This is a genomic window from Pseudomonas sp. Pseusp3 (assembly GCF_047304225.1).
Taxonomy (GTDB): Bacteria; Pseudomonadota; Gammaproteobacteria; order Pseudomonadales; family Pseudomonadaceae; genus Aquipseudomonas; species Aquipseudomonas fluorescens_CD.
The window spans coordinates 25,500-48,787 of the sequence record NZ_JBGLYV010000050.1 but is presented as its reverse complement, the minus strand read 5'-3'; the positions used below and the strand labels follow the sequence as shown (position 1 = coordinate 48,787).

General features: G+C 61.1%; 24 protein-coding genes, 1 other RNA gene and 1 pseudogene. 12 read left to right on the top strand and 14 right to left on the bottom strand.

Annotated features, from left to right (window positions below; translation table 11 throughout):
* Positions 1-149 precede the first annotated feature (149 nt).
* The gene (locus tag ACCD00_RS18110; RefSeq protein WP_413426525.1) at positions 150-620 is read right to left on the bottom strand and encodes an Lrp/AsnC family transcriptional regulator; all 471 of its coding nucleotides are present in this window, start codon (positions 618-620) and stop codon (positions 150-152) included.
* Between the two features lie 126 nt (positions 621-746).
* On the opposite strand from ACCD00_RS18110, the gene ACCD00_RS18105 reads away from it, so the two are divergent.
* The 5 genes from ACCD00_RS18105 (at position 747) to ACCD00_RS18085 (ending at position 4,808) form a co-directional block, all read left to right on the top strand.
* Positions 747-1,085: a hypothetical protein gene (locus tag ACCD00_RS18105; protein WP_413426523.1), complete on the top strand. Its 339-nt coding sequence runs from the start codon at positions 747-749 to the stop codon at positions 1,083-1,085.
* 90 nt (positions 1,086-1,175) lie between these two features.
* The gene (locus ACCD00_RS18100) at positions 1,176-2,960 is read left to right on the top strand and encodes a GspE/PulE family protein (RefSeq protein WP_413426521.1); all 1,785 of its coding nucleotides are present in this window, start codon (positions 1,176-1,178) and stop codon (positions 2,958-2,960) included.
* 83 nt (positions 2,961-3,043) lie between these two features.
* A complete protein-coding gene (locus ACCD00_RS18095) occupies positions 3,044-3,964 on the top strand; it encodes an SPFH domain-containing protein (protein ID WP_413426519.1) in 921 nt (306 codons plus the stop codon).
* Positions 3,965-3,972: 8 nt separating this feature from the next.
* Positions 3,973-4,422, top strand: a complete 450-nt coding sequence (locus tag ACCD00_RS18090; protein WP_111282872.1) for an NfeD family protein — start codon at positions 3,973-3,975, stop codon at positions 4,420-4,422.
* Between the two features lie 68 nt (positions 4,423-4,490).
* Entirely contained in the window at positions 4,491-4,808 is a 318-nt protein-coding gene (locus ACCD00_RS18085) for a DUF2388 domain-containing protein (protein WP_085716288.1), read from the top strand.
* Positions 4,809-5,013: 205 nt separating this feature from the next.
* Here the strand turns inward: ACCD00_RS18085 and gcvP are convergent, their stop codons facing one another.
* Positions 5,014-7,887: an aminomethyl-transferring glycine dehydrogenase gene (gene gcvP, locus ACCD00_RS18080; protein ID WP_413426516.1), complete on the bottom strand. Its 2,874-nt coding sequence runs from the start codon at positions 7,885-7,887 to the stop codon at positions 5,014-5,016.
* A gap of 154 nt (positions 7,888-8,041) precedes the next feature.
* Here gcvP and ACCD00_RS18075 point away from each other — a divergent pair, with 154 nt between their 5' ends.
* The gene (locus ACCD00_RS18075) at positions 8,042-9,181 is read left to right on the top strand and encodes a DegT/DnrJ/EryC1/StrS family aminotransferase (RefSeq protein WP_413426514.1); all 1,140 of its coding nucleotides are present in this window, start codon (positions 8,042-8,044) and stop codon (positions 9,179-9,181) included.
* A gap of 46 nt (positions 9,182-9,227) precedes the next feature.
* Here ACCD00_RS18075 and gcvH read toward each other — a convergent pair whose 3' ends face one another.
* From gcvH to ACCD00_RS18030, 9 genes and pseudogenes are all read right to left on the bottom strand, one after another.
* Positions 9,228-9,611 (bottom strand): glycine cleavage system protein GcvH, encoded by a 384-nt coding sequence (gcvH, locus tag ACCD00_RS18070; protein ID WP_413426512.1) that lies wholly within the window; start codon positions 9,609-9,611, stop codon positions 9,228-9,230.
* A 49-nt stretch (positions 9,612-9,660) separates the two neighbouring features.
* Positions 9,661-10,743 (bottom strand): glycine cleavage system aminomethyltransferase GcvT, encoded by a 1,083-nt coding sequence (gene gcvT / locus ACCD00_RS18065; RefSeq protein ID WP_413426510.1) that lies wholly within the window; start codon positions 10,741-10,743, stop codon positions 9,661-9,663.
* 156 nt (positions 10,744-10,899) lie between these two features.
* Entirely contained in the window at positions 10,900-12,516 is a 1,617-nt protein-coding gene (locus ACCD00_RS18060; protein ID WP_413426508.1) for an ABC transporter permease, read from the bottom strand.
* 204 nt (positions 12,517-12,720) lie between these two features.
* Positions 12,721-13,725 (bottom strand): extracellular solute-binding protein, encoded by a 1,005-nt coding sequence (locus tag ACCD00_RS18055; protein WP_413426506.1) that lies wholly within the window; start codon positions 13,723-13,725, stop codon positions 12,721-12,723.
* Positions 13,726-13,945: 220 nt separating this feature from the next.
* A complete protein-coding gene (locus ACCD00_RS18050) occupies positions 13,946-15,163 on the bottom strand; it encodes a 2-octaprenyl-3-methyl-6-methoxy-1,4-benzoquinol hydroxylase (RefSeq protein WP_413426527.1) in 1,218 nt (405 codons plus the stop codon).
* A 9-nt stretch (positions 15,164-15,172) separates the two neighbouring features.
* Positions 15,173-15,283 (bottom strand): annotated as a pseudogene (locus ACCD00_RS18045) (tetrameric acyl-CoA thioesterase); the annotation flags it as partial.
* A 38-nt stretch (positions 15,284-15,321) separates the two neighbouring features.
* Positions 15,322-16,509 carry a 2-octaprenyl-6-methoxyphenyl hydroxylase gene (ubiH, locus tag ACCD00_RS18040; RefSeq protein WP_413426504.1) on the bottom strand — a complete coding sequence of 396 codons (1,188 nt, stop codon included), beginning with the start codon at positions 16,507-16,509 and terminating at the stop codon, positions 15,322-15,324.
* Positions 16,506-17,840: a Xaa-Pro aminopeptidase gene (gene pepP, locus ACCD00_RS18035; RefSeq protein ID WP_413426502.1), complete on the bottom strand. Its 1,335-nt coding sequence runs from the start codon at positions 17,838-17,840 to the stop codon at positions 16,506-16,508. The genes ubiH and pepP overlap by 4 nt, the downstream gene beginning before the upstream one ends.
* A gap of 27 nt (positions 17,841-17,867) precedes the next feature.
* Positions 17,868-18,422 carry a YecA family protein gene (locus tag ACCD00_RS18030; protein WP_111282885.1) on the bottom strand — a complete coding sequence of 185 codons (555 nt, stop codon included), beginning with the start codon at positions 18,420-18,422 and terminating at the stop codon, positions 17,868-17,870.
* A 194-nt stretch (positions 18,423-18,616) separates the two neighbouring features.
* Between ACCD00_RS18030 and ACCD00_RS18025 the strand changes: the two genes are divergently transcribed.
* From ACCD00_RS18025 to ACCD00_RS18010, 4 genes are all read left to right on the top strand, one after another.
* Positions 18,617-18,826, top strand: a complete 210-nt coding sequence (locus tag ACCD00_RS18025; protein ID WP_007982902.1) for a TIGR02449 family protein — start codon at positions 18,617-18,619, stop codon at positions 18,824-18,826.
* Positions 18,823-19,140, top strand: coding sequence for a cell division protein ZapA (locus ACCD00_RS18020; RefSeq protein WP_015097304.1), 318 nt, complete (start codon positions 18,823-18,825; stop codon positions 19,138-19,140). Before ACCD00_RS18025 ends, ACCD00_RS18020 begins: the two co-directional genes overlap by 4 nt.
* 30 nt (positions 19,141-19,170) lie before the next feature.
* Positions 19,171-19,349, top strand: a non-coding RNA gene (ssrS, locus tag ACCD00_RS18015) — 6S RNA.
* Positions 19,350-19,435: 86 nt separating this feature from the next.
* The gene (locus ACCD00_RS18010; protein WP_008015434.1) at positions 19,436-20,041 is read left to right on the top strand and encodes a 5-formyltetrahydrofolate cyclo-ligase; all 606 of its coding nucleotides are present in this window, start codon (positions 19,436-19,438) and stop codon (positions 20,039-20,041) included.
* 35 nt (positions 20,042-20,076) lie between these two features.
* Here the strand turns inward: ACCD00_RS18010 and ACCD00_RS18005 are convergent, their stop codons facing one another.
* Positions 20,077-20,232, bottom strand: coding sequence for a hypothetical protein (locus tag ACCD00_RS18005; protein WP_196373703.1), 156 nt, complete (start codon positions 20,230-20,232; stop codon positions 20,077-20,079).
* Between the two features lie 195 nt (positions 20,233-20,427).
* On the opposite strand from ACCD00_RS18005, the gene ACCD00_RS18000 reads away from it, so the two are divergent.
* Positions 20,428-20,880 carry an EVE domain-containing protein gene (locus ACCD00_RS18000; RefSeq protein WP_413426498.1) on the top strand — a complete coding sequence of 151 codons (453 nt, stop codon included), beginning with the start codon at positions 20,428-20,430 and terminating at the stop codon, positions 20,878-20,880.
* Positions 20,881-21,023: 143 nt separating this feature from the next.
* On the opposite strand, the gene ACCD00_RS17995 is transcribed toward ACCD00_RS18000, so the two are convergent.
* Entirely contained in the window at positions 21,024-21,431 is a 408-nt protein-coding gene (locus ACCD00_RS17995) for a flagellar basal body-associated protein FliL (protein WP_413426496.1), read from the bottom strand.
* A 150-nt stretch (positions 21,432-21,581) separates the two neighbouring features.
* On the opposite strand from ACCD00_RS17995, the gene ACCD00_RS17990 reads away from it, so the two are divergent.
* Positions 21,582-22,559, top strand: coding sequence for an NADPH:quinone oxidoreductase family protein (locus ACCD00_RS17990; RefSeq protein WP_413426494.1), 978 nt, complete (start codon positions 21,582-21,584; stop codon positions 22,557-22,559).
* 45 nt (positions 22,560-22,604) lie between these two features.
* Here the strand turns inward: ACCD00_RS17990 and ACCD00_RS17985 are convergent, their stop codons facing one another.
* On the bottom strand, positions 22,605-23,219 hold the full coding sequence (locus ACCD00_RS17985; protein ID WP_413426492.1) for an energy transducer TonB: 615 nt from the start codon (positions 23,217-23,219) through the stop codon (positions 22,605-22,607).
* Between the last annotated feature and the right edge of the window lie 69 nt (positions 23,220-23,288).

The following is a 23,288-nucleotide window of genomic DNA, read 5'->3' as shown; positions in this document are numbered from 1 at the left end:
AAACCACCCCACCCCCCCCCACGCCGTGCTGGCGCCAACCCCCCTGGCTTTGGGGGTTTAACACCCCCGCGCCTTAAAATGGCTGTGGCGTCTTAAAACCTTTGGGGGGGGGGGGCCCCCCCCCCCGCCACAAGCTCCCTCAAGCATCATCAGCGCAACACCGGCAAACTGGTGGTCGACTTGATCTCCGACAACGCCACGATCGAATTGACCTCCTGAATCCCCGGTACCATCGACAGCTTCTCAAAGAAGAAGCGCTCATACGCCTCGATGTCCGCCGTGACAATCCGCAGCAGGAAGTCCACCGCCCCCATCAACACGTAGCACTCCAGCACTTCCGGAAAGCCGCGAATCGCCTCGGTGAATTCGGTGAAGTTCGAACGCCCGTGGGCATTGAGTTTCACCTCGGCGAAGATCTGTGTGTTCAGGCCGATTTTCTTGCGGTCGAGCAAGGTCACCTGGCCGCGAATGATGCCCTCCTCTTTCATCCGCTGAATCCGCCGCCAGCACGGCGATTGCGAGAGCCCCACCTGCTCGGCGATCTGCGCGCTGGAAAGCGAAGCATCCTCTTGCAGCAAGGCGAGGATCTTGCGGTCATAGCCATCCAGCTCGCTTTGCATAAAAAAACCCTTTGTTGGTCAATAAGTGAATTGATTGATTCTAAATTTCTACAATGTTGCCAATCATAGAGAAGAAATACCCGGCACAGGATGTAAACATTTCTCCAGTAATTCTGGAGCCTGACCATGCCGTATCTCGAAGCCGTGAACACCCCGCCTGCCCGTGCCGATGTCTGGAACGTCAGCAACGCCCATTGCCGTGTTCGCTATCAAATGCTGGCCGAGGCAGAACCCGACCTGCTGTGTCGCGCCCTCAACCTGTTCGCCTTGCAATTGCTCACGCCGGAGCAGGTCAACGTGCAGCGCCAGGACGACTGGCTGGCCATCGAGATCGTCATCGACGGTTTGAGCTGGCACCGTGCGCAAGTGATTGCGGAAAAACTTCGCAACCTGATCAGCGTCTGCTCGGTGGAGCTGCAAGAAGCTGATTGCGCATGGGCCGAGGCGGTTCAAGCGGCGGGCTGAAAAACTCCGAAACGGCTTTGTCGGGTAGTGGCCCAGCGGTCAGTCGGGCCACGGCTATCCTTTGCGGACTGTCGTTCAAAAGGAGCCCGCATGTCCGTACAAATCGCCCTTCAGGACCGCTGGCTGGATCTCAATGATGTGCTGCGCGAACTGGTCGCCCAGGGCTTTATCAGCCAGGATTCGGCCGAACACGCACTCAATGCCCGCCGCCGCAACGCCACCCATGGCCAGATGCATCCGCTGGAGTTCATCGCCAGCCAACAGCTGGACGACCTCAGCCGTCCCGGCAAACCGCTGGACCTCGAAAGCCTGACCCTGTGGCTGTCCCGGCAGGCCGGCCAGCCTTACCTGCGCATCGATCCATTGAAAATCAACGTCGCGGCCGTGACTCCGCTGATGTCCTATGCCTTTGCCCAGCGCCACAAGATCCTCGCGGTAGCGATCGACCGTGATGCGGTGACCGTGGCCAGCGCCCAGCCTTATGTCAGCGGCTGGGAGGCTGACCTGACCCACGTGCTCAAATTGCCGATCAAGCGCGTGGTGGCCAACCCGGTGGAGATCCAGCGCTTGAGCGTCGAATTCTTCCGCTTGGCCAAATCGGTCACCGGGGCGAACAGCGCCGACCCGCAAGTCAGTACCCTCGGCAATTTCGAACAGTTGCTCAACCTCGGCGCCAGCGACCAGGAGCCGGACGCCAACGACGCACACATCGTCAATATCGTCGACTGGCTGTTCCAGTACGCGTTCCAGCAACGCGCCAGCGACATCCACATCGAACCCCGGCGCGAGCAAGGCACGGTGCGCTTTCGCATCGACGGCGTGCTGCACAACGTCTATCAATTCCCGCCCCAGGTCACCATGGCCATCGTCAGTCGCCTGAAAACCCTGGGGCGCATGAACGTCGCGGAAAAGCGCAAACCCCAGGACGGCCGGGTGAAAACCAAGACCCCGGACGGGGGCGAAGTCGAACTGCGCCTGTCGACACTGCCTACAGCCTTCGGCGAAAAAATGGTCATGCGGATCTTCGACCCGGAAGTCCTGCTCAAGGACTTCGACCAGCTCGGGTTTTCTGTCGACGACCTGCGCCGCTGGCTGGACATGACCCGCCAGCCCCACGGCATCATCCTCGTCACCGGGCCGACGGGTTCGGGCAAGACCACTACCCTCTACACCACCCTGAAAAAACTGGCGACGCCGCAGGTCAACCTCTGCACCATCGAAGACCCGATTGAAATGGTCGAGCCGGCGTTCAACCAGATGCAGGTCCAGCACAATATCGACCTGACCTTCGCCGCCGGCGTGCGCGCGCTGATGCGGCAAGACCCGGACATCATCATGATCGGCGAGATCCGCGACCTCGAAACCGCGGAGATGGCGATCCAGGCTGCGCTCACCGGGCACCTGGTGCTGTCGACCCTGCACACCAACGATGCACCCGGTGCCATCAGTCGCCTTCTGGAACTCGGCGTGCCGCACTACCTGATCAAGGCCACAGTGCTTGGCGTCATGGCCCAGCGGCTGGTGCGAACCCTGTGCCCGCACTGCAAGGCGCCGCTGACGCTGGGCGAAGACGACTGGCAAACCCTGACCCGTCCCTGGCAGGCACCATTGCCGGGCAATGCCCAGCGTGCCGTCGGTTGCCTGGAATGCCGCGACACCGGTTATCACGGGCGCGCCGGTGTCTACGAAATCATGCAACTGAGCGATGGCATCAAAGCGCTGATAAGCCCCGATACCGATCTGCTGGCCGTGCGGCGGCAGGCATTCAAGGAAGGCATGCGCAGCCTGCGGTTGTCAGGGGCACAAAAGGTGGCCGCCGGATTGACGACAATCGAGGAGGTTTTGCGAGTGACACCCCAGAGCGAGCAAAACTGAGCCCGGCTGCTCTTATCCGGCAGGGCCCCGCTACACTCCAGCGAGTGCAACTCCACAGATCCACACATCAACAAGGAATCGTTATGCAGATCGGTAGTGTGCTTTTGCTTTTTATCGGCCTGGTGGTCGCCATTCTGCTCATGGGCTTCAAGGTCGTGCCCCAGGGCTTTGAATGGACCGTCGAGCGTTTCGGGCGCTACACCAACACGCTCAAGCCGGGGCTGAACGTCATCGTTCCGGTCATGGACCGCATCGGTCGCAAGATGAACGTGATGGAAAGCGTGCTGGATATTCCGCCGCAGGAAGTCATCACCGCCGACAACGCCACGGTGCAGATCGACGCCGTGTGTTTCTTCCAGGTGGTCAACTCGGCCCAGGCCGCCTACGAGGTCAACAACCTCGAGCACGCCATCCGCAACCTGCTGCAAACCAACATCCGTACGGTGCTCGGCTCGATGGAACTCGACGCCATGCTCAGCCAGCGTGACGCCATTAACGAAAAACTGCTGCGCACCGTCGATGAAGCAACCGCGCCGTGGGGCATCAAGATCACCCGGATCGAAATCAAGGACATCAGCCCGCCCGCCGACCTGATGGCGGCAATGTCGGGACAGATGAAAGCCGAACGAATCAAGCGTGCACAAATTCTGGAAGCCGAAGGCCTGCGTGCAGCAGCGATCCTGACCGCCGAAGGCAAGAAGCAGGCACAGATCCTCGAAGCCGAAGGCAGCCGGCAAGCCGCCTTCCTGGAGGCCGAAGCCCGCGAACGACAAGCCCAGGCAGAAGCCCAGGCCACCAAAGTGGTGTCCGAGGCCATCGCCAGCGGCAACGTGCAAGCGGTCAATTACTTCGTGGCGCAGAAGTACATCGATGCGCTGGGCAAATTGTCTTCGGCCAACAACAGCAAAGTGATCCTGATGCCGCTGGAGGCCAGTTCGATGATCGGTGCGGTGGGCGGCATTGGCGAAATCGTCAAGGCCACTTTCGATAACAAGAAAGCCTGAGGCGCACCATGTGGGCATTTTTGCAGCACCTTTCGTTCTGGGACTGGTTGGCGCTGGGCACGGTGCTGTTGATTCTTGAAGTCTTCGGCGCTGGCGGCTACCTGTTGTGGATCGGCATGGCGGCGGCCGCCGTGGGCGTCTTGACCTTCCTCCTGCCGGGCCTGTCCTGGGAATGGCAGTTTCTGTTGTTCGGCCTGCTGTCGATCGCCACCGCGTTGTACTGGTGGCGGCGTCAACGCACGGCGACGCGTCCGAGCGATCAGCCGCACCTGAATCTGCGTGGCCAGGAACTGATCGGCAAAACCTTTGTGGTGCATGAAGCGATTGTCGACGGTCGCGGCAAAATCAAGGTGGCCGACGGCGTGTGGATGGCCCGCGGGCCGGACACTGCCATTGGCAGCCGCGTGCGGGTGGTCGGCCAGCAAGGCGCAGTCCTGCTGGTCGAAGCGGCGGAATAAGTGACCATGGAACTCGATTGAGGGTTGGCAATCCAAGGGCGTAGTTAACCCAGTGGAGTCACCCTTTCATGCGTTTCAAGCTTGCTGTCGCTACCGTCGCCCTGTTGTCCCTGCCTGTCGGCTCGGCGATGGCCGATACTTTTTGGCGTAACGTTCTTACATCCGGCGCAACCACCGGTTCGAGCTATCTGACGTCCAGGGATAACAAGCTGATCGTCGCGGCACAGGACGACGCCAGCAGCTTCGTCGCCAGCGACGGCGGTATCCGCGGCCCGTACCTGGAATCGGCCATACAGAAAGTCCGCGCAGCCAACCCGGGCCTGCAAGCCACGGACATGGAACTGGCGAACGCGATCCTGGCGAAGAATGCCGTGGCTTCGGAATAAGTAATACCCGCATAAAAATGCCGCTCACATGAGCGGCATTTTTTTGCCCTGCCTACACCTGTCTCATGTTCACTGATACCCCTGTAGGAGCGAGCTTGCTCGCGATGGTCGTTAACGATGCCGCGTGTTTACTGACTAAACGCAGCGCTCTTGAGTCCATCGCGAGCAAGCTCGCTCCTACAGGGGACATGTGTTGCCTGGGAGGTCAGCGGTAATCGTCCACCGGCACACACGCACAAAACAGGTTCCGATCCCCATACACGTTGTCCACCCGATTCACCACCGGCCAGTATTTGTGAGCCTTGGTGTGCGCGTCCGGCGTGACCGCTTGTTCGATACTGTATGGCCGCTCCCACACGCCGGTGATATCGGCCAACGTGTGCGGCGCTCCTTTCAACGGGTTTTCTTCAGCCGGCCAATTACCGTTTTGCACCTCGTTGATTTCCGCGCGGATGCTCAGCATCGCTCCGATAAAGCGGTCCAGCTCCGCCTTCGATTCACTTTCGGTCGGTTCGACCATCAGCGTCCCAGGCACCGGAAATGACATGGTCGGAGCATGGAAGCCATAGTCCATCAGGCGCTTGGCCACGTCCTCCTCGGTAATGCCGGTCAACGCCTTGAGCGGCCGCAGGTCGAGGATGCATTCGTGGGCCACCCGCTCGTTGCGCCCGGTGTAGAGCACAGGGAAAGCACCGGACAAATGCCGCGCCAGGTAATTCGCGGCGAGGATCGCCACTTCGCTGGCGTCCGCCAGTTGCGGCCCCATCATGGCGATGTACATCCAGCTGATCGGCAAAATGCTTGCGCTGCCCCAGGGCGCTGCGCTGACAGCACCATTTTGCGGGTGCGGCCCTTCGATCGGCACCACCGGATGGTTGGCCACGAACGGTGCCAGATGCGCCCGAACGCCAATCGGCCCCATGCCCGGCCCACCGCCACCATGGGGAATGCAGAAAGTCTTGTGCAGGTTCATGTGCGAGACGTCGGCGCCAATATCGGCCGGCCGCGCCAGCCCGACCTGCGCGTTGAGGTTGGCACCATCCATGTACACCTGACCGCCGTGCTGGTGGATCACTTCACAGATTTCGCTGATACCTTCCTCATACACGCCATGGGTCGAAGGATAGGTCGCCATCAGGCAGGCGAGTTTGTCTGCGGCCTGCGCGGCTTTTTCCTTGAGGTCATCCAGGTCGACGTTGCCCGCCTCGTCACACTCGACGATCACCACGCGCATCCCGGCCATTTGCGCCGACGCGGGATTGGTGCCGTGAGCCGAAGAAGGAATCAGGCAAATATCGCGGCCACCCTGATGGCGGCTCTCATGGTATTTGCGGATCGCCAACAGCCCGGCGTATTCACCCTGGGCACCAGAGTTGGGCTGCATGCAGATCGCATCGAAACCGGTGATCGCGCACAGCCAGCGCTCCAGCTCTTCGATCATCAACCCATACCCGGCAGCCTGCTCTTTCGGCACGAACGGGTGCAGGTTGGCGAACTGAGGCCAGGTGATCGGGATCATCTCGCTGGTGGCGTTCAGCTTCATGGTGCAGGAGCCCAGCGGGATCATCGATTGATTGAGCGCCAGGTCCTTGTTTTCCAGTTGCTTGAGGTAACGCAGCATCTCGGTTTCGCTGTGATGGGCGCTGAACACGGGGTGACGCAGATAAGGCGAAGTTCGCGCCAACCCGTCGGGAATTCCGCCAGGCAAGACTTCGGCATCCAGGTCCTCGATGCTGAGCCCGTGATCGGCTCCCAGAAACACGTCGAACAGCTTCGCCACGGTGCCTTCGTCGCAGGTCTCGTCGAGGCTCAAGCCCAGTTGGCCGCGCCCGAGAATGCGCAGGTTGATCTGCGCAGCCCGGGCACTTTCGATGATGGCGGTCTGGGTTCCACCCACCTCCAGCGTCAGGGTGTCGAAGAAGTGCCGGTTGACCCGGGTAATGCCGTTGCGCTCAAGCCCGGCGGCAAGGATGCAGGTCAGCCGATGAACCCGCTGGGCGATCCGCTTGAGCCCTTCCGGGCCGTGGTAGACCGCATAAAAACTGGCGATATTGGCCAGCAGCACCTGAGCCGTGCAGATGTTGGAGTTGGCCTTCTCCCGGCGGATGTGTTGCTCGCGGGTTTGCAGGGCCATGCGCAGGGCGGTGTTGCCCCGCGCATCTTTCGAAACACCGATGATCCGCCCGGGAATCGCTCGCTTGTATTCATCGCGGCTGGCAAAAAATGCCGCATGGGGCCCACCGTAGCCCATGGGCACGCCAAATCGCTGGGACGAGCCGAACACCACATCGGCGCCCAGTTCACCCGGCGGAGTCAACAACAACAGGCTCAGCAAATCAGTGGCGACACAGGCCAGGGCCTGCTGCGCGTGCAGGTAATCAACCAGCGGCCGCAGATCGTGGATCTCGCCGTGGGTGTCAGGGTACTGCAGCAGCGCGCCGAACACCTGGTGCTGCTTCAAGTTATCCACAGTGTCGACGATCAGCTCGAAGCCGAAGCCTTCAGCGCGGGTCTGCACCACGGAAACGGTTTGCGGGTGACAGTTTTCATCGACAAAGAACAGGTTGCTTTTGGACTTGGCGACCCGCTTGGCCAGGGCCATGGCTTCCGCCGCGGCAGTGGCCTCATCAAGCAGCGAGGCGTTGGCTAGCTCAAGACCGGTCAAGTCGATGGTCAATTGCTGGAAGTTCAGCAGCGCTTCGAGCCGCCCTTGGGCGATCTCCGGCTGATAGGGTGTGTACGCGGTGTACCAGCCGGGATTTTCCAGCACGTTACGCAAAATGACGGCCGGTGTGAGGGTGCCGTGGTAGCCCATGCCGATCAGGCTGGTCCAGACCTGGTTCTGTTCGGCATAACCGCGAAGTTTGGCCAGCGCGGCCTCTTCATCGAGTGCCGGAGGCAGGTCCAGCGCCCGGTTGAGGCGGATGCCCGGCGGCACGGTTTGCTCGATCAATTCGATCCGGCTGCCCAGGCCGAGACTGTCGAGCATCGCCTGTTGCTCGACGGCATCGGGGCCGAGGTGGCGGCGCAGAAAGGCATTGGGGTCGTGTAACTGGCTCAGGGACGGCAACTGGGACATGACGGGCTCTCTCTTGACTGGCGCTCAGCGTCGATGCAACACGGTCAAACCAGCATAGCAGTCGATATCCGCGTGGATGACGTAGCGCGGCGATCCAATCCGGATCATCATGTGCGGCGCCTACCTAATGTCCGCTGATCGGGTGACTGTATTCATGAGCCAACTGCCGTTCCTGCCGTTTTCCAAACCCACCATCGATGAAACCACGATTGCCGCTGTCGGCGACGTATTGCGCTCGGGCTGGATCACCAGCGGCCCCAAGGTCCAGGCCTTCGAAGCGCAACTCTCGGAGTATTTTGGCGGGCGCCCGGTGCGCACCTTCAATTCCGGCACCTGCACCATGGAAATCGCTTTGCGTATTGCCGGGGTCGGGCCGGGCGATGAAGTGATTACCACGCCGATTTCCTGGGTAGCCACTGCCAACGTCATCCTGGAAGTCGGCGCCACCCCGGTGTTTGCCGACATCGACCCGGTGACCCGCAATATCGATCTGGATCAACTGGAAGCGGCAATTACCCCCCGCACCAAGGCCATCATCCCGGTGTATCTCGCCGGGCTGCCCGTGGACATGACGCGGTTGTACGCCCTGGCGAAAAAGCACGGTCTGCGGATCGTCGAAGATGCGGCCCAGGCATTGGGCTCCAGCTGGAACGGCCAGCGCATTGGCTCGACCGGTGATTTCGTGTCCTTCAGTTTCCAGGCGAACAAAAACGTCACCTCCTCCGAGGGCGGTTGCCTGGTGTTGAATACGGCCGAAGAAGTGCGACTGGCAGAGAAATACCGGCTGCAGGGCGTTACCCGCAATGGTTTCGATGGCCTGGACGTCGATGTGCTGGGTGGCAAGTTCAACATGACCGACGTCGCCGCAGCCATTGGCCTGGGGCAGTTTGCCCATATCGAAGCGATCACCGCGCATCGCCGTGACCTGGCCCGACACTATTTCGCCTGCTTTGGCGAGGATTTCGAAGCGCAGTACGGAGCGCAACTGCCGCCAGCGGATTTCACCCACAGCAACTGGCATTTGTTCCAACTGGTACTGCCGGAGCGTACGGATGGCAAACCGGCGCGGGCGATGTTCATGGAGCAGATGCAGGCATTGGGTGTCGGGATCGGCTATCACTACCCGCCGATTCACCTGTTGAGCCTTTACCGCGAGCGCGGATTCAAGGAAGGCATGTTCCCGGTCGCCGAGCGGGTCGGTCGGTTGATTGTCTCGTTGCCGATGTTCACGGCGATGAGCAAAGCGGATGTCGAGCGTTCGGTGGCGGCCGTGAAAGCGGTACTGAAACCTTGAACAACCCCTGCAGGAGCCGGCTTGCCGGCTCCTGCAGGGGCGAGCATTACTCGCCGATGGCAGCCTTGTAGCCGGCGGCATCCAGCAGTTTTTCCAGGTCTGCAGCGTTGTTTGGCTTGAGCTTGAAGATCCAGGCACCGTACGGATCGGAGTTGAGCAGTTCAGGCTCACCACTCAGCGCTTCGTTGACCGCGATCACTTCGCCGGCAATCGGGGAGTAGATGTCGGAAGCGGCCTTGACCGACTCAACGACACCGGCCTGATCTTCAGCGGCAAACACGTTGCCGACTTCGGTCAACTCAACGAACACCACATCACCCAGCGCTTCCTGCGCGTGATCGCTGATGCCCACGGTGACGGTGCCATCGGCTTCCAGACGTGCCCATTCGTGACTTTCGGCAAAACGCAGGTCGGCGGGGATATTGCTCATGTTCTGTGTCCTCAGGAAATAGGTCAGCGGTCGTGCCCGCCGGAATAGGTTAGATCAAGGTTTTGCCGTGACGGACGAAGGTCGGTTTGACCACTCGTACCGGGTACCACTTGCCACGGATTTCCACTTCAGCGCGGTCGGCAGTTGCCATCGGCACGCGCGCCAGTGCAATCGACTTGCTAAGCGTAGGAGAGAAACTACCACTGGTGATCTCCCCTTCGCCAACATCGGCGATGCGGACCACCTGATGAGCGCGCAAAACACCTCGCTCCTCAAGGACCAGACCGACCAGTTTTTGCTGTACACCGGCAGCCTGCTCCGCTTCCAGCGCCTTGCGCCCGATGAACTGCCGGGTGGCAGGTTCCCAGGCAATGGTCCAGGCCATATTGGAGGCCAACGGTGAAATGTCCTGCTGGATGTCCTGACCGTAAAGGTTCATGCCGGCTTCGACCCGCAAGGTATCCCGTGCGCCAAGGCCGATGGGAGAAATCCCGGCGCCGACCAGATCGTTGAAAAATCCTGGCGTCTGATCGGCCGGCAGAATGATTTCCAGGCCGTCTTCGCCGGTATAACCGGTGCGCGCGATGAACCAGTCACCATCGGACAGGCCTTCGAAGGGCTTGAGGAGCTGGATCAGGTTGCCGCGGGACTGGCTGACCAGCTCGGCAATTTTTTGCCGGGCGTGGGGGCCCTGAATGGCCAGCATCGCCAACTCGGAACGTTCGCGAAGTTGCACGTCGAAACCGTCGAGATGCGCTTGCATCCAGGCCATGTCCTGATCGCGGGTGGAGGCATTGACCACCAGGCGATAACCCTCATCGAGACGATAGACGATCATGTCGTCGACGATGCCGCCCTGCTCGTTGAGCATGGTGCTGTACAACGCACGGCCGGGGCTGTGCAGGCGCTCGACATCATTGGCCAGCAAATGCCGGAGCCAGGCTTTGGCCTGGGGACCGCCGACGTCGATTACGGTCATGTGGGATACATCGAAGACACCGCAATCGCGGCGCACCTGATGGTGTTCCTCGACCTGCGATCCATAATGCAGAGGCATGTCCCAACCGCCAAAATCGACCATCTTCGCGCCGAATGCGAGATGAAGGTCATACAGAGGCGTACGCTGTCCCATGGGTTTCTCCTTCCGGGCGTGGCGAAGGTGCGGGCAAGTGCTGCACGGACTGAATGCCTTGAAACAAAGGGCCTTTAGCCGATTTCAGCTACCTGGTCTGTCAGACGGACCGCACCGAATGCCGCGCATTGTAGCCGCAAGGTGTAGGACTGACACCTAGCTGTTTCGATGTGCTGAGCGCCGGATCAATCCGATGACCGGTAACAGGCCGACCAGCACCAGTGTCAACGCTGGCAAAGATGCCCTCGCCCACTCTCCTTCACTGGTCATTTCAAAGATCCGCACCGCCAGCGTGTCCCAGCCAAACGGGCGCATCAGCAGGGTCGCGGGCATTTCCTTGAGCACGTCGACGAACACCAGCAGCCCAGCGCTCAAGGTGCCGGGCAACAACAATGGTAGATACACTTTGAAAAACAGTCGTGGTCCACTGACGCCAAGGCTACGTGCCGCTTCGGGCAAAGATGGCCGTATACGCGCCAGGCTGCTTTCCAGTGGCCCATAGGCCACCGCAATGAAGCGCACCAGATAGGCCAGCAACAACGCTGACAGACTGCCCAGCAGCAGCGGCTTGCCCGCGCCACCGAGCCAGCTCGAGAGCGGGATCACCAGCTCGCGATCGAGGTAACTGAACGCCAGCATGATCGACACCGCCAGCACCGAACCCGGCAAGGCATAACCCAGGTTGGCCAGACTGATCCCGGAGCGAATGACCCGGGTGGGCGCCAGTCGTCGGGCAAACGCCAGTAACAAGGCGACGCTGACGGTGATCAACGCCGCCATCGCCCCCAGGTACAAGGTATGGACGATCAACCCGGCGTAGCGCTCATCGAGATCGAAACGCCCACGCTGCCAGAACCACACCATCAGTTGCAGCATTGGAATGACAAAGGCGCAGGCAAATACCAGCCCGCACCATGTCATGGCTGCCAGCGCCTTGACGCCTCGCAGGTGATACAGCGCCTTGACCCGTGGTCGCTCGTTGCTCGCCCGGTTGGCCCCGCGAGCACGCCGTTCGCCGTACAGCACGAGCATCACCACCAGCAGCAACAGGCTGGCCAGTTGCGCGGCGGAAGACAGGCTGAAAAAACCGTACCAGGTCTTGTAGATGGCCGTGGTGAAGGTATCGAAGTTGAACACCGACACCGCGCCGAAATCCGCCAGGGTTTCCATCAGCGCCAATGCCACTCCCGCACCGATGGCCGGCCGCGCCATGGGCAGTGCCACCCGCCAGAACGCGTGCCAGGGCGATTGGCCAAGGACCCGTGCCGCTTCCATCAGGCCTTTGCCCTGGGCGAGGAAAGCCGTGCGGGCCAGCAGGTATACATAGGGATAGAAAACCAGCACCAGCACCACAATCACACCGCCCGTGGAGCGCACGCGCGGCAGCCGCAGACCACTGCCGAACCACTCGCGCAGCAGGGTTTGCACAGGGCCGGCGAAATCCAGCAGGCCGACAAACACGAACGCGAGCACATAGGCTGGAATCGCAAAGGGCAGCATCAATGCCCAGTCCAGCCAGCGCCTGCCGGGGAATTCACAGAGGCTGGTCAGCCAGGCGAGGCTGACGCCCAGCAAGGTGACACCCGCACCGACACCGAGCACCAGCGTCAGCGTGTTGCCCAGCAGGCGTGGCATCTGTGTGTCCCACAGGTGGGACCAGATTTGAACGTCAATGGTTTGCCAGGAAAGCAGCAGGACGCTCAGGGGCAAAAGGACCAGCGCAGCGATGGCGAAGACGACTGGATACCAGCGGCGTTGGGCGGGGTGGGCCACAGGCTTGGTTCTCTACTATCTGATGGATGAGATCGACACTGTAGGAGCGAGCTCGCTCGCGATGAGCGTCAGGGCACCGCGGACCATCAGCCCCCCCGCGTTATCGTTGACGTTCATCGCGAGCAAGCTCGCTCCTACAGCGTCAGAGGCGCGTAGCGCAAAAACAAACGCCCCGCATAGGCGGGGCGCAGCATAACGGCTGACTCAGTTCCAGCCAGCCTTGTCCATCATGCGAATCGCTTCAGCCTGGCGCTTGCCGGCAATTTCCACCGGCAAGGTATCGGCAATGAACTTGCCCCAGGCCGCCACTTCTTCGGATGGATGAACGGCAGGGTTCGCCGGGAATTCCTGGTTCACGTCGGCAAAGATTTTCTGCGCTTCAGGCGTAGTCATCCACTCCACCAGGGCCTTGGCCGCTTCCGGGTGCGGCGCGTGTTGTGTCAGGCCGATACCCGACAGGTTCACGTGTACGCCACGATCAGCCTGGTTCGGCCAGAACAGCTTCACCGGCAGGTCTGGCTTCTGCTTGTGCAGGCGGCCGTAGTAGTAGGTGTTGACGATACCGACGTCGCACTGGCCGGCATTGATCGCTTCCAGCACGGCGGTGTCGTCGGAGAACACGTCAGTGGACAGGTTCTTGACCCAGCCCTTGAGGATTTCCTCGGTCTTCCCGGCACCGTGCACTTCGATCATGGTCGCGGTCAGGGACTGGTTATAGACCTTCTTCGCCGTGCGCAGGCACAGGCGGCCTTCCCATTGCTTGTCGGCCAGCGCTTCGTAGGTGGTCAATTCACCCGGCTTCACCCGATCGGTTGAGTAGGCAATGGTCCGCGCCCGCAGGCTCAGGCCGGTCCAGGCGTGGGAGGCTGCCCGGTATTGCAGCGGAATGTTGGCGTCGATGGTTTTCGAGGTGAACGGCTGGAGGATGCCCATCTGCTCGGCTTGCCAGAGGTTGCCGGCATCAACGGTGAGCAGCAGGTCGGCCGGCGTATTCGCGCCCTCGGCCTTGAGCCGCTGCATCAGTGGCGCTTCCTTGTCGGTGATGAACTTCACCTTCACACCGGTCTTGGCGGTGTAGGCATCGAATACCGGCTTGATCAGCTCGTCGATTCGCGAGGAGTAGACCACCACCTCGTCAGCGGCCTGGGCGGCGGTGCTACCGATCAGGGTCAAGGCCAGTGCAGTCAGTAGACGCTTCGGTGCCAACATGGGAGCGGTCCCTCGATTGAGAAATGAGGCCAAATGATAAGGACTCACATTTAGCTTCTCAATCGAACCCGCTTGCGGAGGAGTTACCAGATGTTGCGCTGCTTGGAAGTTGTGGTGCTTGTGCTGACGCCTTCGCGGGCAAGCCCGCTCCCACAGGTACAGCGCAATGCCTGTAGGAGCGGGCTTGCCCGCGAAGGGGCCAGTAGGCTCAACGCAAACCTCAGGGCTTGGCCAACGCCGGCAAATCCCCGGTCAGCCCCAGCGCTTCACGCACGAACAAGGCCTTGGCTTCCGGCATTTTCTCAACCATTTTCAACCCGGTATTGCGCAACCAGCGCACCGGCAACGGATCGGCCTGGAACAAGCGCTCGAAGCCTTCCATCGCCGCCATCAGCGCCAGGTTGTGAGGCATGCGCCGACGCTCGTAACGGCTGAGGACTTTCACATCCGCCAGGCGTTCGCCACGGTTTGCCGCTTGCAGCAACACTTCGGCCAGCACGGCGGCATCGAGAAATCCGAGATTCACACCTTGCCCGGCCAATGGGTGAATGGTGTGGGCCGCATCGCCGATCAACGCCAGGCCTTCAGCCACATAACGCTTGGCATGCCGCTGACGCAGGGGCACGCACAGGCGCGGGTCGGTGCTCAGTACATCGCCGAGCCGACCTTCAAAGGCCCGCTCCAGCGCCTTGCAGAAGCCTTGTTCATCCATCGCCATCAGACGTTCGGCCTCGCCAGGTGTGGTCGACCAGACGATCGAACACCAATCCTGTTGGCCGTCGCGCTCAAGGGGCAGAAACGCCAGCGGACCGGTGTCGGTGAAGCGCTGCCAGGCCGTCATCTGATGCGGTTTGGCGCAACGCACGCTGGTGACGATGGCATGGTGCAGATAATCCCATTCGCGGGTCGCGACCCCGGTCAGGCGCCGCACCGCCGAGTTGGCGCCATCGGCTGCAATTACTAGTGGTGCGCGCAAGGTACGGCCATCGGCCAGGGTCAGCAGCCAGTCATCGCCGGAGCGGCGCATCTGTTCCAGCCGTGCATTGGCCAGCAACCCCAGGTCGCAGTCGTGCAGGCGGTCAAGCAAGGCATCCTGGACCACGCGATTCTCGACGATATGCCCCAACACCTCGGCATGCACGCTGGCCGCCGAGAAGTGGATTTGCCCGGTGCCGCTGCCATCCCAGACCTGCATGTCGGTGTAGGGGCTGCTGCGTCGCCCGGCGATGCCATCCCAGACGCCAAGGCGCTCGAGAATCCGCTGGCTGGCGGCCGACAAGGCGCTCACCCGCGGTTCAAACGCGGCCTGAGTGTCGAAGGGTTTGACACTCATGGGGCTGCCGTCCAGCAGCAGGACTTCCAGCCCGCTGTCCTGCAACGCCAGCGCCAGGGCGCTGCCGACCATTCCGGCCCCGACAATCAGCAGATCTGCACGCATTTCCATGCTTTAAGCCTGTCTCTCTTGCGGCTTGAGCCGCACGTAAAGGGTTTTCCCGACCCGCGCCACCAGGTGGCCGGCGCCGTCATGAATGTCGACCTGCAATTGCGCCAGGTATTTTTATCAGTCGTGCCTTGCCAAAACGGCGGATCAGCCCGTCACGCATCTGGACGGGTACCCAGCCCCATCGCCTGTCGGGCAAACCAGCGCTTGGCCGGTGGCAGCAGATCGAGGCCGAGCAAGCCGATGTTGCGCCCCAGGGACACTAGCGGCTGGGTGCTGCCAAACAGACGCGTGACCTGATCAGAGAAGCCCACGGTGAGGTCCTGATCGAGACGCTGGCGTTCGCGATAGGCTTGCAACGTGGCGAAGTCACCCAATGGTTTTTCGCTGGCGAGCAAGGCATCGGCCAGGGCCTGGGCATCGCGCAGGGACAGGTTGAACCCCTGGCCGGCAATCGGATGCAGGCTGTGCGCCGCGTTGCCGAGCACCGCCAGATGCGAACGCACCTGTTCTTCGGCCTCGACCAGTGTCAGCGGATACAGATGCCGCGCACCGACCTGCTTCAATGCGCCAAGGCGATAACCGAACACACCCTGCAACTCGCTGAGGAAGCTGCGCTCATCGAGTGCCGCCAGGCGTTGCGCGTCCATGCCCAGGCGGGTCCAGACCAGTGCGCAGCGGTTTTCCGGCAGCGGCAGCAATGCCATCGGGCCTTCGTCGGTGAAACGCTCAAAGGCCATGCCGTTGTGGGCTTCACTCGGGGTGATGTTGGCGATCAGCGCGCTCTGGTTGTACGGACGCTTGCGGATGCCGATCCCCAATTGCTCGCGCAGGCCGGAACGGCCACCATCGGCGAGCACCGCGAGGTCGCATTCCAGGATGGTTTCATCGTTGAGGGTCAGGCGATAGCCATCGGTCAGCGGCTCCATGCGAGTGACCTCCGCCGGACAACGCCAACTGATCACATCCTTGTCCAGGCCTTGCCACAGGCATTGGCCGAGCCAGGCGTTTTCAACGACATAACCCAGCGCTGGAACGCCCTCTTCCATCGCCGACAACCGGGCGGTGGAGAAACGTCCACGGTCGGACACATGAATCTGCTTGATCGGCTCGGCGCGGCGGGTGACTTCCTGCCAGATGCCCAACCGTTGATAGATTTGCCGCGAGCCGAAGGACAACGCCGAAGAACGGGCGTCGTAACTCGGTTGCCAGGTGTCGCCAGGGGCGAACGGCTCGATCAGCACGATCTTCCAGCCCCGGGCTTTGGCGCCGGCCTGCAGTGCAAGCGCCAGGCTTGCACCGACCAGCCCGCCACCGATGATTGCCAGGTTGACTCGACTCATGCCGCTTGTGTCCGTGCTTGCGCCATCAGGGCCTCGATTTCGGCGACAGACTTCGGCACGCCGCCCGTCAATATTTCACAGCCGGTTTTGGTGACCACTACGTCGTCCTCGATGCGCACGCCAATGCCGCGCCATTTCTTCGCCACGCTCTGGTTGTCCGGGGCGATATAGATCCCCGGCTCCACGGTCAGCGCCATGCCGACCTCCAGCACGCGCCACTCGCCGCCGACCTTGTATTCGCCGACATCATGCACATCCATGCCAAGCCAATGCCCGGCGCGGTGCATGTAGAACGCCTTGTAGGCTTCGCTGGCGATCAGTTCGTCGACGTCGCCCCGCAGCAGCCCCAGCTTGACCAGCCCGGCCGTGATGACCCGGACCGTAGCCTCGTGCGCCTGATTCCAGTGTTTGTTCGGGGCGATTTCGGCAAAGGCGGCCTCCTGGGAGGCCAGCACCAATTCGTAAATCGCTTTCTGTTCCGCTGAATACTTGCCACTGACCGGAAAGGTCCGGGTGATGTCGCTGGCGTAACAGTCGATCTCGCAACCGGCATCGATCAGCACCAGATCACCGTCCTTGAGTACCGCGTCATTCTGCTGGTAATGCAGGATGCAGCTGTTGCGCCCCGCCGCGACGATCGAGCCGTAGGCCGGCATCTTCGCCCCGCCCTTGCGGAACTCGTAATCGAGCTCGGCTTCCAGGCTGAATTCGTGCAACCCGGCGCGACAGGCCTGCATCGCCCGCACGTGCGCCTGGGCGGAAATCCGCGCCGCCTCACGCATCACTTTCACTTCCGCCGCCGATTTATACAGGCGCATGTCGTGCAGCAGATGATCCAGGGCAACGAATTCGTTCGGTGGCTGGGCACCGAGGTTGGCCTTGGAACGGATCACGTTGATCCACTCCATCAGGTGGCGGTCGAATTCAGGGTTGCTGCCCATGGCCGAATACACCCGGTCACGGCCTTCGATCAGGCCCGGCAGGATGTCGTCGATATCAGTGATCGGAAAGGCGTCGTCAGCGCCGAAATCGCGAATCGCGCCTTCCTGCCCGGCGCGCAGGCCATCCCACAGCTCGCGCTCGGCGTTGCGCTCGCGGCAGAACAGGATGTATTCGCCATGCACACGCCCCGGCATCAACACCAGTACGGCCTGGGGCTCGGGAAAACCGCTGAGGTACTGGAAGTCGCTGTCCTGGCGGTAAACGTGCTCGACGTCGCGGTTACGAATGGCCACCGCGGCGGCGGGCAGGATGGCGATGCTGTTGGGTTCCATCTGCGCCATCAGGGCCTTGCGGCGACGGCTGTATTCCGATTTCGGGATGTGGATCATGGGCAGATGGCGTTCCCTGGCAAACGATTAGTGCAGCGACGGTTTGGCGGCTGGCACGTCTTTTTTGGTCTCGGAGAACAGCAGCAGCGGTGCAACGCGCAGGTACTCCATGACTTCCATATAGTCGGTTTCGCCGTCCTCGGACTCTTCCAGCGCGTCTTGCACCTGGGAAATGGCTGCCAGGTCCTGCAAAACTTCTGTGGCCTCGGTGCTCAGCATGCTGCTGTCACGGCAGTTCAGGCCGAAACCGCTGAGGAAGCCCTGGCACCATTGGCCCAGTGCGGCGGCACGCTCGGTGAGCGGAGCATCGTCGGTCGGTAGCAGCAGTACGACGGTCACGTCATCGCCGGTGAGTTCGCCCTTGACCATTTCCTGCAGGCCGATCAGGGCGCTGCGAACGTTGTCCTGAGGCTCGTTTTCGAGCAGTTCGGCGGCGTCGATCAGCCAGCCTTCGGCGTCGAAACCGGCGCCGGCGCAGCTGCGGCCGAGCAGCAGGCCGTGCAGTTCGGCAGGCGAGACGTTGTGACCGCTGGAAGTCAGCAAGGTGGCGAAGGCTTGGTACGGGGAATTCTGAATGGTCATGGGCAGCTAGGCGCCAGACGGCGCTATGTCTAGAATGAAGGCCTTGTATCCTACATCGACTACCCCTGTAGGAGCGAGCACGCTCGCGATGGTCGCCAACGATAACGCTGGGTACCTGACACCCCGCGACGTTCTCGGGCTCATCGCGAGCAAGCTCGCTCCTACAGTCCGACACCCATCAGACAGTGAAGACAATGGAAGACACCGACCTGCAAGCGCTGATGGCCAGACTCGAACTGCTGATTACCCGAGTCGAGCAACTTAAGAGTCAAAACGGACTCTTACTAGCTCAGGAAAAGACCTGGCGCGAGGAACGCGCGCACCTCATTGAAAAAAACGAAATCGCCCGACGTAAGGTCGAATCGATGATTTCGCGCCTCAAGGCCCTGGAGCAAGACTCATGAGTTCAAGCAATAGCGTCACCGTGCAGATCCTCGACAAAGAGTATTCGATCATCTGCCCTCAGGAAGAGCGCAGCAACCTGATCAGCGCCGCCCGTTATCTGGACGGCAAGATGCGCGAGATCCGCAGCAGCGGCAAAGTCATCGGCGCCGACCGTATCGCCGTGATGGCCGCGCTGAACATCACCCACGATCTGCTGCACAAGGAAGATCGCCCGGATGTACAGGTCAGCGGCTCGACCCGTGAGCAGGTGCGCGACCTGCTCGATCGCGTCGATCTGGTGCTCGCCACCGATCCGGACGTCACCAAAGGCTGATTCGCGCGATCGCTTGAGGTATACTCGAATCACTCCCTGGGGTGCTTGCCAGTTGGCGATGTCCCTGAGCCGATTTGCTATACCCTGGAGGTTGCACGTTGGGCTGGTGTGCATGTCCGCTAGACGGAAAGCCTTAAAGCCTACTGCATCTTCCACCTTGAACTTTCGGGTTCAAGGGCTAAGTCGACAGCGACACATTCGGGGAGCCTGATTCCAGTCCGATGCCGGTTTAAATACCGGCATCGGCGTTTTTACAGGTACGCTTTGCGTATCCGTCCTGCCGAAGCCCGAATCCATGACCGAACCTGCGCTGCTACCCCGCCCGCAACTTCGACGCATGCTGCGCAACGCCCGCCGCGCACTGACACCGAGTCAACAGCGCCAGGCCGCTCGCGGGCTATACAAGCAACTGGCCCAGCAACCGCTGTTCCGCCGCGCCAGACACATCTCGCTCTATCTGCCGACCGACGGTGAAATTGATCCGCGCCTGCTGCTGCGTGCCGCACAGCGCCGGGGCAAGGCCACCTACCTGCCGGTGCTGAGTGCCTGGCCGCGAACCAAAATGGTGTTCCAGCGCATCCGGCCCGGGGAGAAACTCAAACCCAACCGCTTTCGCATCCTCGAACCACGGGCCAACCTCGCCCGGCAGCGCAGGATCTGGGCGCTGGACCTGGTGTTGTTGCCATTGGTGGGTTTTGACGATGTCGGCGGACGCCTGGGGATGGGGGGTGGCTTCTACGACCGGAGCCTGGCCTACCTGGCGCGCCGACAGGACTGGCGCAAGCCTACGCTGTTGGGGCTTGCCCACGAATGTCAGAAGGTGGAGCGATTGGCTCAGGCGAGCTGGGATGTGCCGTTGCAAGGAACGGTGACAGACAAGGCCTGGTATTACGCAGGCTAGGCACCACTTCGATCAGTGGCGCCACGGCAACAGGATCAGCGCTTGAAGGCTGTCGACTGTTGCTGCAATTGGCCGAGCTCGACCGGTGCATCGGTCTTGTTGGCCCACAGGCTTTGGGCATAGCCAGTGGTCACGACGCCAAGGCCAAACAAAATGACCAAAATCCATAGTAAATCCGGTTTGCGTTTCATCGATTGCCCCCCAAAGGCATATCAACACGATGACAGCAGCGGTTTCCGTTTACAGGCCGTGCAGCAGCGTCAAGCTTTAAAGGCCGGCATTTTGCGACAACGTGAACCGCTGCGCAAATGCTGACGTCAACCGACTGTCGGTTTGTCATAAAATTGCCGACAAGCTGCTCAATCACCACGCAAGGAGCAAAAGACATGGCCTATTGGCTGATGAAATCCGAGCCTGACGAACTCTCGATCAAAGGGCTGGAAAAACTCGGCAAAGCGCGCTGGGACGGGGTTCGTAACTATCAGGCACGCAATTTCCTGCGGGCCATGGCGGTGGGGGACGAGTTCTTTTTCTATCATTCCAGCTGCCCCGAGCCGGGTATCGCCGGGATCGGCAGGATTGTCGAAGCCGCCTATCCGGACCCGACGGCACTGGAGCCGGAGAGCCATTATTTTGACCCGAAGGCCACCCCGGAGAAAAACGCCTGGAGCGCGATCGATGTCGCGCATGTCGAGACGTTTGCCCGAGTGCTGAAACTGGATTATCTGAAGCAACAGACGGCGCTGGCCGAGTTGCCATTGGTGCAGAAAGGTTCGCGGCTTTCGGTGATGCCGGTAACGGCGCAGCAGTGGGCGGCGGTGATTGCACTCAAACCCTGAGATTTTCGACGTCTGTCAGAATGCATTCGCGGGCAAGCCCGCTCCCACAGGGTTCCTGTTGTGGACATATGATCATGTTCCAACACAAATCCACTGTGGGAGCGGGCTTGCCCGCGAAGAGGCCGGTACAGGCGGCGGAAAACTTACTGAATGATCAGGTTGTTGAACAACAGATCCTCAACCACAGGTTTCCCGGTTTCATCGTTCATCACCTGCTGGGCCTGTTTCAGGGCCTCTTGACGCAGCTTCTCCTTGGCCTCGACGTTGTTCATCGTCTCGGTGGTCTGCTGGGCGAACAGCGCGACCAATTGATTGCGGATCAAAGGTTCATTGGCCTTCACTGCCTTGGCGGCCTCGTCACCGGTCACCCGCAACGCCACATCGGCCTTGTAGACCTTCAGTTTCGGCGTGCCGTCCAGCCCGTAGTTACCCACGAACGGCGGACTCAGGGTGATGTAGCTGACCTTCGGAGCTGCATCTTCTTTGGCTTCTTCGGCCACCGCTGCCACAGGCAGAGACAGGGCCAGCAACAACATGATCCACGCTTTCACAATTCGCTCCTTATCCGGTTTGCGGCCTAGCATAACGACCCGTCGCACAAGCACAAGCTTATGGCTGACTATCAGGGCCGGGCATGCTCGTTGACCCATCGACCCACACACCTACACTTATCGGCCATCACTCCCAAAGGAATAGCCCTGATGAAAGCCGTGCTGTGCAAAGCCTTCGGCCCTGCCGAATCGCTGGTGCTGGAAGACGTCGCCAGTCCTGTCGCGAAGAAGAATGAAATCCTGCTGGACGTGCACGCCGCCGGGGTCAATTTCCCCGACACGTTGATCATCGAGGGCAAATACCAGTTCAAGCCGCCCTTCCCGTTCTCTCCGGGTGGCGAAGCGTCAGGCGTGGTCAGCGTCGTGGGTGAAAAAGTCAGCCACTTGAAAGTCGGTGACCGGGTCATGGCCCTGACCGGCTGGGGCAGCTTTGCCGAACAGGTCGCCGTGCCGGGCTACAACGTGCTGCCGATCCCGCCGTCCATGGACTTCAACACCGCCGCCGCCTTCAGCATGACCTACGGCACCTCGATGCACGCCCTCAAGCAGCGCGGCAACCTGCAACCGGGCGAAACCCTGCTGGTGCTTGGCGCCTCCGGCGGTGTCGGCCTGGCCGCAGTGGAAATCGGCAAAGCCATGGGCGCCCGGGTGATTGCCGCGGCCAGCAGCGCGGAAAAACTCGCCGTGGCCAAGGCCGCCGGCGCCGATGAACTGATCAACTACAGCGAAACCAGCCTCAAGGACGAAATCAAGCGCCTGACCGACGGCCAGGGTGCCGACGTAATCTACGACCCGGTGGGCGGCGACCTGTTCGACCAGGCCATCCGTGCCATCGCCTGGAACGGCCGCCTGCTGGTGGTCGGCTTCGCCAGCGGGCGCATTCCCGAACTGCCGGTGAACCTCGCGCTGCTCAAGGGTGCCGCAGTGCTCGGCGTGTTCTGGGGCTCCTTCGCCCAGCGCCAGCCACAGGACAACGCAGCAAACTTCCAGCAGCTGTTCGGCTGGTTTGCCGAAGGCAAGTTGAAGCCACTGGTGTCGCAGGTCTATCCGCTGGGCAATGCGGCGCAAGCGATCAATGATCTTGGCCAGCGTAAAGCGGTCGGGAAAGTGGTGGTGCAGGTTCGCTGAGTCCCTATCTGCAAAAAAGCGCGGCCACGCTGCCGCGCTTTTTCGTCAAAACAGAGTCGCTATCTCTTCCGGAAGAAACCGCACGTATCGGCTCGCGGGATAAGTATTACAACGCCTGACTATCAAAGGGATGCTTTTATTGAGCCTGGCAATCAGCGCCAGTCGTTTCTCCTCCGGCAATTGCGTCGGCGAAAGGGAGTGCGCCAGGTAACTGCGGGTCCATCTGAATACCGGCAGGTCTACCCACGAAGTGTCAGCGATGTTCAGCGCTGCCCGTCCGATGTCACCACATTTCAGCCGTTCCAGCGTCTTGTTGATGTGGATGGGTTGATCCCGGTCCAGTCTGTAATCCATTGGTGCGATTACGACGACTTTCGCCGGCTGATCGTCGGTGATCCTCCATGGCTTGAACCGCCATTGGCTGACTGCGGCCAATGAAGCCTCACCGAGTCCGGGATGCGTATCTTCGGCAATCACAACCTTGCTGACAGAACCATCGGCCTGCACGGTCAGGCTGACACGCACCATGCCGATGACACCGGCGCGGTAAAGCTCCACCGGGTACACCGGCTTCGGATTATTCTCGGGTATCAGGAACACCTCCCCGGCCCTGACATCCGCGCAGACCAGCAACAAAACCCCACACAACCACCACCGCATATCCCTCTCCCTTCGTCTGTAATGCCAGACCTGGCAACAGCGCAAAGGTTACGGGGCGCAGTCGTCCGG